Raw genomic sequence first — 16,891 nt, 5'->3', positions numbered from 1 at the left:
GTCCGCCCCGCCCTCGCGGAGGTCGCGGAGGGCGGGGCGGGCGCTTCACATCGCACCCAACTGACCAGAGCGATCCAGTCAGTTCAAGCCGCCTTACGGAACTGTGACGGTCTGGATACGCCACAGTTCCGTCAGACGGGTCACTGCTCAAAACGGGGCACCGCCCGGACGGGCAGTGAACGGACGGGGCACTGCCCGGACGGGTCAGTGATCAGACGGCATGAGTCCCGTCTGGACCAGCGGCTTCCCGCGCTTGCGGGAGACGAAGACACCCCGGCCCGCCGGCATCGGCCGCGGCCGCACCCCGCCGAGGAGCTCGCCCTCGCCCGGGTCGCCCGCGAGGACGAGGCCCTGGGCGCCGAGCTCCTTCATGCGCTGGATGAACGGCTCGTACGCGGCCCGGCCACCGCCCGCGGAGGAGCGGGCGATGATGAAGCGGACGCCGACGTCCCGCGCGAACGGGAGCAGTTCCGTCAGGCCCGAGAGCGGGTTGCCGCTCGACGTGGAGACCAGGTCGTAGTCGTCGATGATCACGAAGACGTTCGGCCCGCGCCACCAGCTGCGGTCGCGCAACTGCTGCGCCGTCACCTCGGCCGTCGGCGTACGCCGCTGCATCAGGTCGGCGAGCGCGTCCATGTGGTGCCCCATCGAGTTCGACATGGGGATGTACTCCGCCAGGTGCGACGCCGGGGTCACGTCCAGGAGGGCGCGACGGTTGTCGACCACGAAGAGCTTGCACGAGTTGCCGTCGTAGCGCTCGGTGAGGCGCTTGATGAGCAGGCGCAGCAGGTTCGACTTGCCGGACTCGCTCTCTCCGAAGATGAGGAAGAACGGGTCCTGCTCGAAGTCGAGGAACACCGGCTCCAGGTTGTCCTCGTCGAGCGCGAAGGAGATACCGCGGTCCGGGAACAGGTTGCCCGGGGGCAGCCGGTCCGCCGCGAACTCGCGCGGGAGCAGCCGCACTTCGGGGGCGCCGGGCGCCGTCCAGTGCCGCGTCACCTCGGCGGTCAGCGCCGCCGTGGCCTCGGCGAGGTCCGTGTCCGACGTGAGGCCGTCGATACGGGGGACCGCCGCCATGAAGTGCTGCTTCTGCGGCGACTGGCCACGCCCTGGCACGCCCGTCGGCACGTTCGCCGCGACCTTGCGGTCGAACTCGGAGTCCATGGTGTCGCCGAGCCGCAGCTCGAGGCGGTTCATGAGGTGGTCCTTCATGTTCGCCCTGACCTCCATGGACCGCGAGGCCGTGAGCACCAGGTGGATGCCGTAGCCCAGGCCGCGGGCCGCGATGTCGAGCACCGCGGGCTCCAGGCCCTCGTAGTCCGTACGGAAGTTGCCCCAGCCGTCGATGAGGAGGAACACGTCACCCCACGGCTGGTCGGTGACCGAGATGTCACCGCGGGCCCTGCGCGCGCGGAAGTCGGCGATCGAGGCGATGCCCGCCGAGCGGAAGTACTCCTCGCGGCGCATCATCACGCCGTAGACCTCGGAGACCGTGCGGCGCACCTTCTCGGGGTCGAGGCGCGAGGCCACCCCGCCGACGTGCGGAAGCCCGGAGACGGCCGCCAGACCGCCACCACCGAAGTCGAGCCCGTAGAACTGCACTTCGTACGGGGTGTGCGTCAGCGCGAACGAGGCGATGAGCGAACGCAGCAGCGTCGACTTACCGGACTGCGGGCCACCCAGGATCTGCATATGGCCGGCGGCACCGGAGAAGTCGACCCACAGCGGGTCGCGCCGCTGCTCGTACGGCTTGTCGACGAGGCCGACGGGAACGACCAGGCGCCCCGCGCCCTCGTAGCCCGGCTGCGTGAGGCCGCGGCCCTGTACGGGGGCCAGACCGGGCAGGAGGCTGTCGAGCGACGGCGGGCTGTCCAGGGGCGGCAGCCACACCTGGTGGGCCGCCGGACCCTGCGCCTCAAGCCGGCGCACGATCACGTCGAGGACGGTGTCCGCCAGCGCGTCGTCGGTCTTGGCCGCTGCCGTCTCGGGGCGCTGCTGGGGCACCGCCACGTACTGCACCGGCACCTCGGCCGCCGTGAACAGCACCGGACGACGGTCCACCGGCAGCGTTCCGCCCGGCACCGCGGCCTGCGCGGGACCGGTGCGGTACGTCCCGGACACGTACGCAGCCTTGAAGCGGACCATCTCGTCCGTGCCGTACTTCAGGAAGCCGGAACCCGGCACGTTCGGCAGCTCGTACGCGTCCGGCACACCGAGCGCGGCGCGCGACTCGGCGGCGGAGAACGTCCGCAGACCGATCCGGTACGAGAGGTAGGTCTCGAGGCCGCGCAGCCGGCCCTCTTCGAGGCGCTGCGAGGCGAGGAGCAGATGCACGCCGAGGGAACGGCCGATGCGGCCGATCTGCACGAACATCTCGATGAAGTCCGGCTTCGCCGTCAACAGCTCGCTGAACTCGTCGATCACCAGAACGAGGGACGGGATCGGCTGGAGCGGGGCGCCGGCCGCGCGCGCCTTCTCGTAGTCGTGGATGTTCGCGTAGTTGCCCGCGTCGCGGAGCATCTCCTGGCGGCGGTTGAGCTCACCGCGGATGGAGTCGCCCATGCGGTCGACGAGGGTCAGGTCGTCCGCGAGGTTCGTGATGACCGCCGCGACGTGCGGCATCTGGGCCATGCCCGCGAACGTCGCACCACCCTTGAAGTCGGCGAGTACGAAGTTCAGCGTCTCCGAGGAGTGCGTGACCGCGAGGCCGAGCACCAGGGTGCGCAGGAGCTCCGACTTACCGGAACCCGTCGCACCGACACACAGACCGTGCGGGCCCATGCCCTCCTGCGCCGCCTCCTTGAGGTCCAGCATCACGGGCCGGCCGTCGTCACCGACACCGATCGGCACGCGCAGCCGCTCGGACTGCGAGCGCGGCCGCCAGGTGCGCTTGGTGTCGACGGTGGCCGCGTCGCCCAGGTTCATCAGATCGGTGAACTCGAGGTTGGCCAGCAGCGGTTCGTCGTCGCTGTCGCCGCCCGTGGCCATGCGCAGCGGCGCCAACTGCCGCGCCAGCGCGTCCGCGGCCTCGTAGGACAGCAGGTCGGGCGTGCCCTCGTAGACCACACCGTGCGTCGACTCCAGCGTCAGGTAGCGGGGCTGCACGACGATGGAGAGGTCGCCGCGGCCCGTCGTCAGGTCGCCCGGTACGACCTCGACGACCGACACACCCTGCAGGCCCTCCGGGCTGGCGAGCATCGACACCGGCGGCAGGGACACCCCGTCGAGGACGACGACGAGATGCGGCTGCTCGGGGACGGGCGCACCGCCGGGGTGGAAGCGCGGACGGCCCTGGAGGCGCGTGGTCAGCATCGCCTCCAGCTCCATCGGGTCGGTGGTGATGAGCCGGCGGCTGCCGGCGCCGTCCGTCTGGCCCGGGGCCTGGCTGTGCGGCAGCCACTTGGCCCACTCCCACTGCGGCGCGGCCTCCCGGCCCGTCGCCACGGCGATCACCAGGTCCTCGGGGGAGTGCAGCGACGCCAGCGAGCTGACAAGGGCGCGGGCCGTGCCGCGTACCGTCTGCGGCTCACCGCTGACCGTCACGTGGTAGAAGGCGCGCAGCGAGACCGCCATGGGCAGGTCCTCGAGCGTGCCGTGCGCGGCGAGGAAGCGCTGCATGGCGCCCGCCGTGAGCGGCTCCAGCTCGTCCACGGGCGCGGTCTGCGGCGGGATCAGCGGCGTGGCGAGCCCCTGCGGGCCGAGTCCGACGCGCACCTGTCCGAAGTCCTCGTCGCCCGTGCGCCGCTCCCAGACGCGGCTGCCCTCGGCGACCAGCGCCCACAACTGCTCGGGGGAGGGGTGCAGGTAGTACTGCGCGTCGCGCTGCGCCTTCGCGGTCTTCGTGGCCTCGCGCCGGGTTTGCGACAGATAACGGAGGTAATCGCGACGCATGTCCGACATCTGGCCCTGAGTGCCGCGCCGGTAGCGCACCAGCATCGAGATGCCCATGGCGAGCGTCGACGCGATCATCACCATGCCCATGATCTTCATGAACGGATGACCGTTGGGGTTGCTGAAGAAGAACACGACGGATCCGCCCATGCCGAGCATCGGCAGGAGCTGCATCATCGCGCCTTCCTGCTGCCCGCGCGGCAGCTCGGGCGGAGGCTGCAGGACCACCTCTTCTGTGGGCACTTCGGACGGCAGCGCCCGAGGCGGGCGCTTCACGACGATGTGACTCACTTCGCACCAATTCCCTTGCCGGACCGAGGTGTTCCGTCCGCCGCCCCGTGTCAGGCGGACGTCGATCGTGATTTGCGATCCTACTGACGGTCACTGACAACGGTGGGCGGTAGGGTGCCGGAGGTGCAGTCGAGCACCGTGGATCCGCCCGGGGAATCAGGGCATTTCACGCGGTCGGGGGCGAGCGCGGACCGTGAACGCCGGTCCTGGAAGCCCTGTTGACGGGCGGCGGGAACGCGCGCAAGCGACGTACACAACACCTCCACATACGGCTGCACGCACCACGGCTGCACGGCCGGACACACCAACCGAGGGGGAACAGCAGGTGAGCATGACGGCTTCCGCTTCCGCGACGGCCGGCGCGACCGGCGCAGCGGGTACCGGAGCCCCTTCGGGGGCCGGAACGGGCCTCGGCTTCTGCCGCGTCACCATCGTCGCGCCCGACAGCCGGATCGACGTGGCACTGCCCGACGACGTACCCGTCGCCGACCTCTACCCGGAGATCCTGCGGCTCTCCCAGCAGAGCCCCGCCGAGGGCGCTCCGGTCGGCTACCACCTCGTACGCCGTGACGGCACCGTCCTCGACAGCGCCCGCTCGTTCGCCGCGCAGCGCATCCTCGACGGCGAGCTGCTCACCCTGCGCCCGTTCTCCGAGTCGCTGCCGCCGGCCGTCTTCGACGACGTCTCCGAAGCGGTCGCCTCGGCCGTCACGCGCGACCGCACCCTGTGGAGCGGCGAGCTGACCCGCGGCGCGGGCCTCATCGGCGCGGGCGTCCTGCCCGCCCTCCTGGCCTTCGTCACCTGGACGGCCCAGCCGCACCACGACATGAACACCCTCCAGGGCGTCCTCGCCGCGGTGGCCGGCCTGCTCCTGGTCGTCCTCGCCGGCATCCGCGCCCGGGTCTACGACGACCACGGCTCGGCCATCGCCCTCGGCCTCGGCGCCCTGCCGAACGTGGGGGTGGCGGGCTCCGGCCTGCTGCCCCTGGCCGACCACCAGGGGATCGGCCGCCTTCAGTTCCTCCTGGCCTGCACCGCCGTGCTGATCGCCTCCGTGATCCTCACCCTCGTCTCACCGCGCGGCGACGGCCCCTTCGTGGCCTTCGTCTTCGCGTCGGCCGTCGGGGTGCTCACGACCTTCATCGCCATCCTCACGGACCTGACGGCCGTCGAGACGGCCGCCCTGTGCGCGCCCCTCTCCGTAGGAGCCCTCGCGTTCCTGCCGGGCCTCTCCATGCGCTTCGCCCGCCTCCCCATCGGCTTCGAGCCCCCGAGCATGGCCCGCGGCGAGTACGGCGCCGACCCCGCACATCAGGAGCCCGTCGAGGCCGACCGGATCGCGGCCCAGGCCCGCCGCGGCCACGAGCTGCTCGTCGGTCTCGTCGGCGGCTGCGCCCTGGTGGCCGTCGGTGCCGCGGCCGTCCTCGGCTTCTCGCACGACGTGTGGGGCCAGCTCCTCGCCTTCGCCACCGGCGTCGCGATGCTGATGCGCGCCCAGATCTTCCGCTACACCGCGCAGGTCGCCTCCCTTCTCGCCGCCGGCCTGGCCGCCCTCGTCCTGCTCGGGATCGGCCTCTCGCTCCACCCGCCGCTGGACTACCTGACCGACTTCTTCATGAAGCACGACTCCACGGCCCTCAACATCCGCACGGTCTGGCTCGTCGCGGTGATCGCGGCGGCCACGGCACTGATCACCTCGATCGGCCTGATCACGCCCCGCCGCGGGGTCTCCCCCTTCTGGGGACGCTTCATGGAGATCGCGGAGACGTTCGTCCTGCTCACCCTGGTACCGCTGACGCTCGCCGTGTTCGACGTGTACGCACAGGCCCGCGCGATGACCGGCTGACCGTACGGTCGGGTGCACACGCAGCGGCTGGTACGCTGTGTGACGGCCGTTTGTGTACGCGCCCTCGGATCCCGGTTCTCCGGAATCTGAAGACTGCGCCCAGCGGACCCCGCCTCCCGAGTAACGGAAGCTCCCCTGAGATGTGGACCAGGGGCACTCGGTGGCCACGAAAAGACTACGAGGAGTACGCGTGTCGCTCGACGCCGCTACGAAGAAGCAGATCATCAGCGAGTTCGGCCAGAAGGAGGGCGACACCGGCTCCCCCGAGGTCCAGGTCGCCATGCTTTCCCGCCGGATCTCGGACCTGACCGAGCACCTCAAGGCGCACAAGCACGACCACCACTCCCGTCGTGGTCTGCTGATCCTGGTCGGCCAGCGTCGCCGCCTGCTGCAGTACCTGGCCAAGAAGGACATCCAGCGCTTCCGTGTGCTGGTCGAGCGCCTCGGCATCCGCCGCGGTGCGGCCGGCGCCCGATAAGACGCCGTGAAGGGAGCGGTTCCCACCGAGTAGGGGGGCCGCTCCCTTTGCTGTACGTGCGCGCTGTCACAGACGCTTTGTAGTCTGGACGCACGACAAAAGCTCCACCCCAGCACCACCCAGGCATTACCGAACGAGGAGAAGCGCACTCTCGCCGCCGCCGGTCCTCGGTAGTGGCCCCCGGGAGACGCGTTCCGTCCGCACCGGGTGCTTCGATCGAAGACCGGCCCGCACGCGCGCTTCTCCGCCCCCGTCCCCCGCCACACGGGCGAAGGGACAAAAGACGAAAAGTAACGGAGAAAACGCTAGTGGAGAACGAGACCCACTACGCCGAGGCCGTCATCGACAACGGCACCTTCGGCACCCGCACCATCCGCTTCGAGACGGGCCGTCTGGCCCGCCAGGCCGCCGGCTCCGCCGTCGCGTACCTGGACGACGACACCATGGTGCTGTCGGCCACGAGCGCCTCGAAGAAGCCCAAGGACCAGCTCGACTTCTTCCCCCTGACGGTGGACGTCGAGGAGCGGCAGTACGCCGCGGGCAAGATCCCCGGCTCCTTCTTCCGCCGTGAGGGCCGCCCCTCCGAGGACGCGATCCTCACCTGCCGCCTGATCGACCGCCCGCTGCGCCCTTCCTTCAAGAAGGGCCTGCGTAACGAGATCCAGGTCGTCGCCACGATCATGGCGCTCAACCCCGACCACCTGTACGACGTCGTGGCGATCAACGCCGCCTCCGCGTCCACGCAGCTGGCCGGTCTGCCCTTCTCCGGCCCGGTCGGCGGCGTCCGCGTCGCGCTGATCGACGGCCAGTGGGTCGCCTTCCCGACGCACACCGAGCTCGAGAGCGCCGTCTTCGACATGGTCGTCGCCGGTCGCGTCCTCGAGGACGGCGACGTCGCGATCATGATGGTCGAGGCCGAGGCCACCGACAAGACCATCCAGCTCGTCAAGGACGGCGCCGAGGCCCCCACCGAGGAGGTCGTCGCCGCCGGTCTCGAGGCCGCGAAGCCCTTCATCAAGGTCCTCTGCAAGGCCCAGTCGGACCTCGCCGCGAAGGCCGCCAAGCCGACCGCCGAGTTCCCGATCTTCCTCGACTACCAGGACGACGTCCTGGAGGCCCTCTCGGCCGCCGTCACCTCCGAGCTCTCGCAGGCGCTGACCATCGCCGGCAAGCAGGAGCGCGAGGCCGAGCTCGACCGCGTCAAGGAGATCGCCGCCGAGAAGCTCCTCCCGGCCTTCGAAGGCCGCGAGAAGGAGATCTCCGCCGCGTACCGCGCGCTGACGAAGAAGCTCGTCCGCGAGCGCGTCATCAAGGACAAGGTCCGCATCGACGGCCGTGGCGTGACGGACATCCGTACGCTCGCCGCCGAGGTCGAGGCCATCCCGCGCGTGCACGGCTCGGCGCTGTTCGAGCGTGGCGAGACCCAGATCCTGGGCGTCACCACCCTCAACATGCTCCGTATGGAGCAGCAGCTGGACACCCTCTCCCCGGTGACCCGCAAGCGCTACATGCACAACTACAACTTCCCGCCGTACTCCGTGGGTGAGACCGGCCGCGTGGGCTCGCCCAAGCGCCGCGAGATCGGCCACGGAGCGCTCGCCGAGCGCGCCATCGTGCCGGTGCTGCCGACGCGCGAGGAGTTCCCCTACGCGATCCGTCAGGTCTCCGAGGCCCTCGGGTCCAACGGCTCGACGTCCATGGGTTCCGTCTGCGCCTCCACCATGTCGCTGCTGAACGCCGGTGTGCCGCTGAAGGCTGCCGTCGCCGGTATCGCCATGGGTCTCATCTCCCAGGAGATCGACGGCCAGACGCACTACGTCGCCCTCACCGACATCCTCGGTGCGGAGGACGCGTTCGGTGACATGGACTTCAAGGTCGCCGGTACGAAGCAGTTCGTGACCGCGCTCCAGCTCGACACCAAGCTCGACGGCATCCCCGCCTCGGTCCTGGCCGCCGCGCTGAAGCAGGCCCGTGACGCGCGTCTGCACATCCTGGACGTCATGAACGAGGCCATCGACGTCCCGGACGAGATGTCCCCGAACGCCCCGCGGATCATCACGGTCAAGATCCCCGTGGACAAGATCGGTGAGGTCATCGGCCCGAAGGGCAAGATGATCAACCAGATCCAGGAGGACACCGGCGCCGACATCACGATCGAGGACGACGGCACCATCTACATCGGTGCCCAGCAGGGCTCGCAGGCCGAGGCCGCGCGCGCCACGATCAACTCGATCGCCAACCCGACCATGCCGGAGGTCGGCGAGCGCTACCTGGGCACCGTCGTGAAGACGACGACCTTCGGTGCGTTCGTGTCCCTGCTCCCGGGCAAGGACGGCCTGCTGCACATCTCGCAGATCCGCAAGCTGGCCGGCGGCAAGCGCGTGGAGAACGTCGAGGACGTCCTCGGCGTGGGTGCCAAGGTCCAGGTCGAGATCGCCGAGATCGACTCCCGCGGCAAGCTCTCCCTCATCCCCGTCGTCGAGGGTGAAGAGGGCGACGAGAAGGACGACACCGACAAGTGACGTCCCGTAGCTCCAAGGCGACGGCCCGCACCTCCTCGGAGGCGCGGGCCGTCGCCCGTACCCAAACCCTGATCAAGGGCGAGAACGGCATCGGTACGGTCCGCAAGACCACCCTCCCCGGGGGCCTGCGCATCGTCACCGAGACCCTGCCCTCCGTACGCTCCGCGACCTTCGGTATCTGGGCGAACGTCGGCTCCCGTGACGAGACGCCCACGCTCAACGGCGCGACGCACTACCTGGAGCACCTCCTCTTCAAGGGCACGTCCCGCAGGAGCGCCCTCGACATCTCCGCCGCGATCGACGCGGTCGGCGGCGAGATGAACGCCTTCACGGCGAAGGAGTACACGTGCTACTACGCGCGCGTGCTCGACACCGACCTCCCCCTCGCGATCGACGTCGTCTGCGACATGCTGACCGGCTCAGTCATCGAGGCGACGGACGTCGACGCGGAGCGCGGCGTCATCCTCGAAGAGATCGCGATGACGGAGGACGACCCGGGCGACTGCGTGCACGACCTGTTCTCGCACACCATGCTCGGCGACACCCCGCTGGGCCGCCCGGTCCTCGGCACGGTCGACACGATCAACGCGCTGGACCGCGGCCAGATCGCCCGCTTCTACAAGAAGCACTACGACCCGACCCACCTCGTCGTCGCCGCCGCGGGGAACGTCGACCACAACAAGGTCGTACGCCAGGTCCGCGCCGCCTTCGACAAGGCCGGTGCCCTCACGCGCACCGACGCCGTCCCCATGGCCCCGCGCGACGGCCGCAAGGCCGTGCGCGCAGCGGGCCGCGTGGAGCTCCTCGGCCGCAAGACCGAGCAGGCCCACGTCATCCTCGGCATGCCGGGCCTGGCCCGCACCGACGAGCGCCGCTGGGCCATGGGCGTCCTCAACACCGCCCTGGGCGGCGGCATGTCCTCCCGCCTCTTCCAGGAGGTCAGGGAGAAGCGCGGCCTGGCCTACAGCGTGTACTCGTACACGTCCGGCTTCGCCGACTGCGGCCTCTTCGGGGTCTACGCGGGCTGCAGGCCCAGCCAGGTGCACGACGTGCTCAAGATCTGCCGCGACGAGCTCGACCACGTCGCGCAGCACGGCCTGTCCGACGACGAGATCGGCCGCGCCATCGGCCAGCTCAGGGGCTCGACCGTCCTCGGCCTCGAGGACACGGGTGCGCTCATGAACCGCATCGGCAAGAGCGAGCTCTGCTGGGGCGAGCAGATGTCGGTGAGCGACATGCTGGAGGAGATCGCCGCGGTCACCCCCGACGAGGTGCGCGCGGTGGCCCGCGACATCCTGGGGCAGCGCCCCTCCCTGTCGGTCATCGGCCCGCTCAAGGACAAGCAGGCGGCGCGCCTGCACGAAGCGGTGGCCTAGCCCACCCGCTCGCAACCGCGTACGTAACTCGCGTAAGGAATCAAGAAGATGAGCAAGCTGCGCGTGGCGGTCCTCGGCGCCGGGGGCCGGATCGGATCCGAGGCCGTACGGGCCGTCGAGGCCGCGGACGACATGGAACTGGTCGCGGCCCTCGGCCGGGGCGACAAGCTGGAGACCCTCACCGAGGCCGGCGCCCAGGTCGTGGTCGAGCTGACCACGCCCGACTCGGTCATGGGCAACCTCGACTTCTGCGTCGGCCACGGCATCCACGCCGTCGTCGGCACCACCGGCTGGACCGACGACCGCCTCGCCCAGCTCACCGCCTGGCTCGCGGACTCCCCGAAGACGGGCGTGCTCATCGCCCCGAACTTCTCGATCGGGGCCGTCCTCACCATGAAGTTCGCGGAGGCGGCGGCGCCGTACTTCGAGTCCGTCGAGGTCATCGAGCTGCACCACCCGAAGAAGGTGGACGCGCCCAGCGGCACGGCCGCCCGTACGGCGCAGCTCATCGCGGCGGCCCGCGAGAAGGCCGGCAGCGCGCCGCAGCCGGACGCCACGGCCACCGCCCTCGACGGCGCCCGTGGTGCGGACGTAGACGGCGTCCCGGTGCACTCTGTGCGCCTGCGGGGCCTCCTCGCCCACCAGGAGGTCCTCCTGGGCGGCGAGGGCGAGACCCTGACCATCCGCCACGACTCGCTGCACCACAGCAGCTTCATGCCGGGCATCCTGCTCGGTGCCCGCCGTGTCGTCTCCGCCCCCGGCCTCACCTTCGGCCTGGAGCACTTCCTCGACCTGAACGTCTGACGGTCCCCATGCGCGCAAAGCTCACCTACGTCCTCACCGCCGCCGTCCTGGTCTTCTACTTCGTCCTGGTCGGCAGCCGCGGTCTCCTGCTCATCGAGCAGGGCACCCTCCTGACGGTCACGTTCGGCGTGGCCGTGCTGATCCTGCCGGTGATCGGTCTCTGGTTCCTCTGGGCCAACACGCAGTTCGTCCGCAAGGCCAACCGCCTCGCCGACCTCCTGGAGGCCGAGGGCGGCCTGCCCGTGGACGAGCTGCGCCGCGACCAGTACGGCCGCATCGACCGTGACTCCGCCGACGAGGTCTTCGCCCGGCGCAAGGCGGAGGCGGAGGACACGCCGGGGGACTGGCGCTGCTGGTTCCGCCTCGCCGTGGCCTACCGGGACGCCCGGGACACCCCGCGCGCCCGCAAGGCGATGCAGCGCGCCATCGCCCTCCAGGAGGGGCGGACGCTCAGCGTCTGAGCACGAATGCGAAGAGGGGCCGCACCGGTGATCCGGTGCGGCCCCTCTTCGTACAGGTGGGTCAGGCGTGCTGCGGCCGGTACTCCTCCGCCCACACCTCGATGGAGTCCGCCGCCCGGTCGAACGCCTCGGTCCGCGCGAGGAAGTCCGCACTGTGGCTGGTGAGCAGCGCGCACTTCTCCGCGGGCCGGTCCCGCCGTACGAGGAGCAGCGCCTGCCCCTGGACCGTGCGGGGGAGTCCGAGCCAGCGGACGGGCTGCTGGACGGTGCGGACCGTCACGATCTGGGCCCACGGGACGGTCTGGGTCTGGAAGAAGGCCACGTGCCGCAGACCGAGCGCGCTCACCCAGGTGCCCACCCGCAGCAGCCGGAGGGCCGACGCGATGATGAGCAGGGCGATGACGCCGACCACCGAGGCGCCGCCGAGGCCGCCGGCGAAGGCGATGATCACCGCGGCGAACAGGACGTAGGAGGCGAGCAGCAGGAGCAGCGCGGCGGATGCCACGCGCCACGGCCCCGGCCGGTAGGGACGCCGCCATTGGTCACGATCGTCGAACGGGAGCGCGACGTCGTCGGCCACCTCGTCAAAAGCGCGGTCGGCCGTCAGGAAGGGCAGGGGCACGACTGGTCCTCACTCGATGCACGCTGTATTTCGGGCTGTGCCGGGTGAGGCTACCGAGGCGTCCACCCGGCTTCCACCTCCGGGGGGCCGGAGGGGGCCAGGAGTCGTCAACGACCGTCGGACGCCTCGGACTGGTGGGTGTGGGCCGGCGCCTGAGCGGGCGAGAGGGCGGGCATCCCCAGGAGCAGGCCGCCCACGAGCCCGGCGACGATGGTGAGACCGAGGAGTGAGCGAGCGGCGAGCTGTCCGGCCGACGCCCGTTCGCGCGGGGGTGGAGTGACGTTACTGCGGAACTTGTCGGCTTCGGCGACGAAGGCGAACGGGACGGGTTCGCTGGGGGTCCCACCCGGCGGTAGCTGGGGGACGAACATGGGTGCTGCTTCTCCTGATCAAGATCGAGAACTTCTTGTGGACGGGCTCTACCCGTACAGACGCACAGATGTCCCCAATGGTGCCCTGTTTCGCCGATTTCACTGAAGTTCGCAGATGTTCGGCGCGGAATGTCGCGAGGCGCGACCGAATGCCCCGTTGTCAGTGCCTGCCCGTAGAGTGGGCGCCGCCCGAGTGAAGTGATGGAAGGACCCCTCGACCGTGACCGAAACCCCTGCTGACGACCTCAAGCCGACCTTCCGCGGCGACGTGACGGTCGAGCTGGTCAAGCACACCGCGAGCGACACCGACGTACTGTTCGCCGCCCGCGTCTCCACCGCGGGAGAGCAGTCCCTCGACGAGCTGACCAAGGATCCGGAGCGTTCCAAGGGCCTGATCAACTTCCTGATGCGGGACCGTCACGGCAGCCCCTTCGAGCACAACTCGATGACGTTCTTCATCAACGCCCCGATCTTCGTCTTCCGCGAGTTCATGCGCCACCGCGCGGGCTGGTCGTACAACGAGGAATCGGGCCGCTACAGGGAGCTCCAGCCGGTGTTCTACGTGCCGGAGGCCTCCCGCAAGCTGGTGCAGCAGGGCCGCCCGGGCAAGTACCAGTTCGTCGAGGGCACCCAGGGCCAGCAGGAGCTGACCGGCCGCGTCATGGAGGACTCGTACCGCCAGTCGTACGAGGCGTACCAGGAGATGCTCGCCGCGGGCGTCGCCCGCGAGGTCGCCCGCTCGGTCCTCCCCGTCGGCCTCTTCTCCTCCATGTACGCGACGTGCAACGCACGCTCCCTGATGCACTTCCTCGGCCTGCGCACCCAGCACGAGCTGGCCAAGGTGCCGTCCTTCCCGCAGCGGGAGATCGAGATGGTCGGCGAGAAGATGGAGGCGGAGTGGGCCAAGCTCATGCCGCTCACCTACGCCGCGTTCAACGCCAACGGCCGGGTCGCCCCGTAGCGGGCGGAAGGTGGATACGGCACAGATGTACGGTTCAGCCCTGCGAAGTGTCCGTATTGCGGCATTTCGGAAAGTTCATCTAGCCTGATCAAACGGACCCGGCACTGCTTGAACCCCCGAGCAGGCAGTGCCGGGATCCATCCCCGCCACACCCCCTGGTGTCCCCCGAGGGGGGACCGCGCGCTGAGCAGCGAGTAGCGTATTACCCATGGCTCCGACCTCCACTCCGCAGACCCCCTTCGGGCGGGTCCTCACCGCAATGGTCACGCCCTTCACGGCGGACGGCGCACTTGACCTCGACGGCGCGCAGCGACTGGCCGCCCACCTGGTGGACGCAGGCAACGACGGACTCGTCGTCAACGGCACCACCGGCGAGTCCCCGACCACCAGCGACGCGGAGAAATCGGACCTCGTACGAGCCGTACGGGAGGCGGTCGGCGACCGCGCCCACGTCATCGCCGGCGTCGGCACGAACGACACCCGCCACAGCATCGAGCTCGCCCGCGCCGCCGAGAAGGCCGGCGCGCACGGCCTGCTCACGGTGACGCCGTACTACAACAAGCCCCCGCAGGAAGGCCTCCTGCGGCACTTCACCGCGATCGCCGACGCCACCGAGCTCCCCGTGATGCTGTACGACATCCCGGGCCGCAGCGGCGTACCCATCAACACCGAGACGATCGTCCGCCTCGCCGAGCACCCGCGCATCGTCGCCAACAAGGACGCCAAGGGCGACCTCGGCCGCGCCAGCTGGGCCATCGCCCGCTCCGGCCTCGCCTGGTACTCCGGCGACGACATGCTCAACCTGCCGCTGCTCTCCGTCGGAGCGGTCGGCTTCGTCTCGGTCGTCGGCCACGTCGTCACCCCGGACCTGCGCGCCATGCTCGACGCGTTCGTCAGCGGCGACGTCCAGAAGGCCACCGAGATCCACCAGAAGCTGCTCCCGGTCTTCACCGGCATGTTCCGCACGCAGGGCGTCATCACGACCAAGGCGGCACTCGCCCTCCAGGGCCAGCCCGCCGGTCCGCTGCGCCTGCCCCTCGTGGAACTGACCGCGGACGAGACCGCCCAGCTCAAGATCGATCTCGCCGCCGGCGGGGTACACCTCTGAACACAGACTTCACAACTGAATACGCATGACCCGCAGGACATCGCTCCTGCACCCACACAAGACAACTGCTACTGCACGAACGTCACGCGCGCCACGTGCCCTAGAGGTACGTGGCGCGCGTGGTGAGGAGAGTCTTTTGAGTCATCCGCATCCTGAACTCGGCGCCCCGCCGAAGCTCCCGAAGGGCGGCCTGCGCGTCACCCCGCTCGGCGGCCTCGGCGAGATCGGCCGCAACATGACGGTCTTCGAGTACGACGGCCGTCTGCTCATCGTCGACTGCGGCGTGCTCTTCCCCGAGGAGGAGCAGCCCGGCATCGACCTGATCCTGCCGGACTTCACGTCCATCAGGGACCGCCTCGACGACATCGACGGCATCGTGCTCACGCACGGCCACGAGGACCACATCGGCGGCGTCCCGTACCTCCTGCGCGAGAAGCCGGACATCCCGCTGATCGGCTCCAAGCTGACGCTCGCCCTCATCGAGGCGAAGCTCCAGGAGCACCGCATCCGCCCGTACACGCTCGAGGTCGCCGAGGGCGACCGCGAACGTCTCGGCCCCTTCGACTGCCAGTTCGTGGCGGTCAACCACTCCATCCCGGACGCGCTCGCGGTCGCCATCCGCACGCCGGCCGGCATGGTCGTCCACACCGGCGACTTCAAGATGGACCAGCTCCCGCTGGACCGGCGCCTCACCGACCTCCCCACGTTCGCCAAGCTCGGCGAGGAAGGCATCGACCTTCTCCTCACCGACTCGACGAACGCCGAGGTCCCGGGCTTCGTCCCGCCCGAGCGCGACATCTCGAACGTGATCCGCGGAGTCTTCGCGGGCGCCCAGAAGCGCATCATCGTCGCGTCCTTCGCGAGCCATGTGCACCGCATCCAGCAGATCCTGGACGCCGCGCACGAGTACGGCCGCCGGGTGGCCTTCGTCGGCCGCTCGATGGTCCGCAACATGGGCATCGCCCGCGACCTCGGCTACCTGAAGGTCCCGCCGGGCCTCGTCGTCGACGTCAAGACGCTCGACGACCTCCCGGACAGCGAGGTCGTCCTGGTCTGCACGGGTTCTCAGGGCGAGCCGATGGCCGCCCTGTCCCGGATGGCCAACCGCGACCACCAGATCCGCATCGTCTCCGGCGACACGGTGATCCTGGCGTCGTCCCTGATCCCGGGCAACGAGAACGCGGTCTACCGCGTCATCAACGGCCTGACCCGCTGGGGCGCCAACGTCGTCCACAAGGGCAACGCCAAGGTCCACGTCTCGGGCCACGCCTCGGCCGGCGAGCTGCTGTACTTCTACAACATCTGCAAGCCGAAGAACCTGATGCCGGTCCACGGTGAATGGCGCCACCTGCGCGCCAACGCCGAGCTCGGCGCCCTCACCGGCGTCCCGCACGACCGCATCGTGATCGCCGAGGACGGCGTCGTCGTCGACCTCGTCGGCGGCAAGGCCAAGATCACCGGCAAGGTCCAGGCCGGTTACGTGTACGTGGACGGCCTCTCGGTCGGCGACGTCGGCGAGCCCGCGCTCAAGGACCGGAAGATCCTCGGCGACGAGGGCATCATCTCCGTGTTCGTGGTGGTGGACTCCACCACCGGCAAGATCACCAGTGGCCCGACCATCACGGCGCGCGGCTCCGGCATCGAGGACTCGGCGTTCAGTGCCGTCATGCCACGGATCCAGGAAGCCCTGGACAAGTCCGCGCAGGACGGCGTCGTCGAGCCGCACCAGCTGCAGCAGCTGATCCGCCGCACGCTGGGCAAGTGGGTGTCCGACACCTACCGCCGGCGCCCGATGATCCTCCCGGTCGTCGTGGAGGTCTGACGCACCGGAGGAGCGGGGCGCCTCGATTTGCATCGGGGCGCCCCGCTCCAGTAGGTTTACGGCTCCGCCCAAGGGGAACCCGGCGCACTCACGTGCCCGATTCAATTCCCCGAGTGGGACGGAAATTCCGACTCAGAATCTCTGATAAAGTCGGAACCGCCGGAAAGGACAACGTGAAAGCCGAAAGGCCGGAGCGAAAACCTGAAAGGCGCCGAGGAAATCGGATCGGAAAGATCTGATAGAGTCGGAAACGCAAGACCGAAGGGAAACTGCCCGGAGGAAAGCCCGAAGAGATTCGGGTGAGTACAAAGGAAGCGTCCGTTCCTTGAGAACTCAAC

At 69.7% G+C, this 16,891-nt stretch carries 12 protein-coding genes; 9 read left to right on the top strand and 3 right to left on the bottom strand.

Going from position 1 to position 16,891, the window contains the following annotated elements; translation table 11 throughout:
• Window positions 1-204: 204 nt before the first annotated feature.
• Window positions 205-4,182 (bottom strand): type VII secretion protein EccCa, encoded by a 3,978-nt coding sequence (eccCa, locus tag EOT10_RS21170; RefSeq protein ID WP_127829850.1) that lies wholly within the window; start codon window positions 4,180-4,182, stop codon window positions 205-207.
• Window positions 4,183-4,513: 331 nt separating this feature from the next.
• On the opposite strand from eccCa, the gene eccD reads away from it, so the two are divergent.
• The 6 genes from eccD to EOT10_RS21140 all read left to right on the top strand — a co-directional run bounded on the left by eccD (window position 4,514) and on the right by EOT10_RS21140 (window position 11,669).
• Window positions 4,514-6,028 (top strand): type VII secretion integral membrane protein EccD, encoded by a 1,515-nt coding sequence (gene eccD / locus EOT10_RS21165; protein WP_127829849.1) that lies wholly within the window; start codon window positions 4,514-4,516, stop codon window positions 6,026-6,028.
• A 190-nt stretch (window positions 6,029-6,218) separates the two neighbouring features.
• A complete protein-coding gene (gene rpsO, locus EOT10_RS21160) occupies window positions 6,219-6,506 on the top strand; it encodes a 30S ribosomal protein S15 (RefSeq protein WP_127829848.1) in 288 nt (95 codons plus the stop codon).
• 308 nt (window positions 6,507-6,814) lie between these two features.
• Window positions 6,815-9,028, top strand: coding sequence for a polyribonucleotide nucleotidyltransferase (locus tag EOT10_RS21155; RefSeq protein WP_127829847.1), 2,214 nt, complete (start codon window positions 6,815-6,817; stop codon window positions 9,026-9,028).
• The gene (locus EOT10_RS21150) at window positions 9,025-10,404 is read left to right on the top strand and encodes a M16 family metallopeptidase (protein WP_127829846.1); all 1,380 of its coding nucleotides are present in this window, start codon (window positions 9,025-9,027) and stop codon (window positions 10,402-10,404) included. The genes EOT10_RS21155 and EOT10_RS21150 overlap by 4 nt, the downstream gene beginning before the upstream one ends.
• A 48-nt stretch (window positions 10,405-10,452) precedes the next feature.
• Window positions 10,453-11,208 carry a 4-hydroxy-tetrahydrodipicolinate reductase gene (gene dapB / locus EOT10_RS21145; RefSeq protein WP_127829845.1) on the top strand — a complete coding sequence of 252 codons (756 nt, stop codon included), beginning with the start codon at window positions 10,453-10,455 and terminating at the stop codon, window positions 11,206-11,208.
• Window positions 11,209-11,216: 8 nt separating this feature from the next.
• On the top strand, window positions 11,217-11,669 hold the full coding sequence (locus tag EOT10_RS21140) for a hypothetical protein (protein WP_127829844.1): 453 nt from the start codon (window positions 11,217-11,219) through the stop codon (window positions 11,667-11,669).
• A 61-nt stretch (window positions 11,670-11,730) separates the two neighbouring features.
• Here EOT10_RS21140 and EOT10_RS21135 read toward each other — a convergent pair whose 3' ends face one another.
• Both EOT10_RS21135 and EOT10_RS21130 read right to left on the bottom strand, forming a co-directional pair.
• Entirely contained in the window at window positions 11,731-12,291 is a 561-nt protein-coding gene (locus tag EOT10_RS21135) for a hypothetical protein (RefSeq protein WP_127829843.1), read from the bottom strand.
• 107 nt (window positions 12,292-12,398) lie between these two features.
• Window positions 12,399-12,662, bottom strand: coding sequence for a hypothetical protein (locus tag EOT10_RS21130; RefSeq protein WP_127829842.1), 264 nt, complete (start codon window positions 12,660-12,662; stop codon window positions 12,399-12,401).
• Between the two features lie 220 nt (window positions 12,663-12,882).
• On the opposite strand from EOT10_RS21130, the gene thyX reads away from it, so the two are divergent.
• The 3 genes from thyX to EOT10_RS21115 all read left to right on the top strand — a co-directional run bounded on the left by thyX (window position 12,883) and on the right by EOT10_RS21115 (window position 16,553).
• Window positions 12,883-13,623 carry an FAD-dependent thymidylate synthase gene (thyX, locus tag EOT10_RS21125; protein WP_127829841.1) on the top strand — a complete coding sequence of 247 codons (741 nt, stop codon included), beginning with the start codon at window positions 12,883-12,885 and terminating at the stop codon, window positions 13,621-13,623.
• Between the two features lie 208 nt (window positions 13,624-13,831).
• Complete coding sequence (dapA, locus tag EOT10_RS21120; RefSeq protein ID WP_127829840.1) at window positions 13,832-14,731, top strand: 4-hydroxy-tetrahydrodipicolinate synthase; 900 nt, start codon at window positions 13,832-13,834, stop codon at window positions 14,729-14,731.
• A 136-nt stretch (window positions 14,732-14,867) separates the two neighbouring features.
• Entirely contained in the window at window positions 14,868-16,553 is a 1,686-nt protein-coding gene (locus EOT10_RS21115; RefSeq protein WP_127829839.1) for a ribonuclease J, read from the top strand.
• Window positions 16,554-16,891: the final 338 nt, after the last annotated feature.

Source organism: Streptomyces antnestii, assembly GCF_004005495.1.
Taxonomy (GTDB): domain Bacteria; phylum Actinomycetota; class Actinomycetes; order Streptomycetales; family Streptomycetaceae; genus Streptomyces; species Streptomyces antnestii.
Note: the sequence above shows the minus strand (reverse complement) of the source record. Positions and strands in the feature narration are given on the sequence as shown.

What these genes read in the sequence shown, in the direction of transcription:
- eccD (WP_127829849.1), top strand. Translation starts at nt 4,514, where the DNA reads ATGACGGCTTCCGCTTCCGCGACGGCCGGCGCGACCGGCGCAGCGGGT.
- dapB (WP_127829845.1), top strand. Translation starts at nt 10,453, where the DNA reads ATGAGCAAGCTGCGCGTGGCGGTCCTCGGCGCCGGGGGCCGGATCGGA.
- EOT10_RS21140 (WP_127829844.1), top strand. Translation starts at nt 11,217, where the DNA reads ATGCGCGCAAAGCTCACCTACGTCCTCACCGCCGCCGTCCTGGTCTTC.
- EOT10_RS21130 (WP_127829842.1), bottom strand. Translation starts at nt 12,662, where the DNA reads ATGTTCGTCCCCCAGCTACCGCCGGGTGGGACCCCCAGCGAACCCGTC.
- dapA (WP_127829840.1), top strand. Translation starts at nt 13,832, where the DNA reads ATGGCTCCGACCTCCACTCCGCAGACCCCCTTCGGGCGGGTCCTCACC.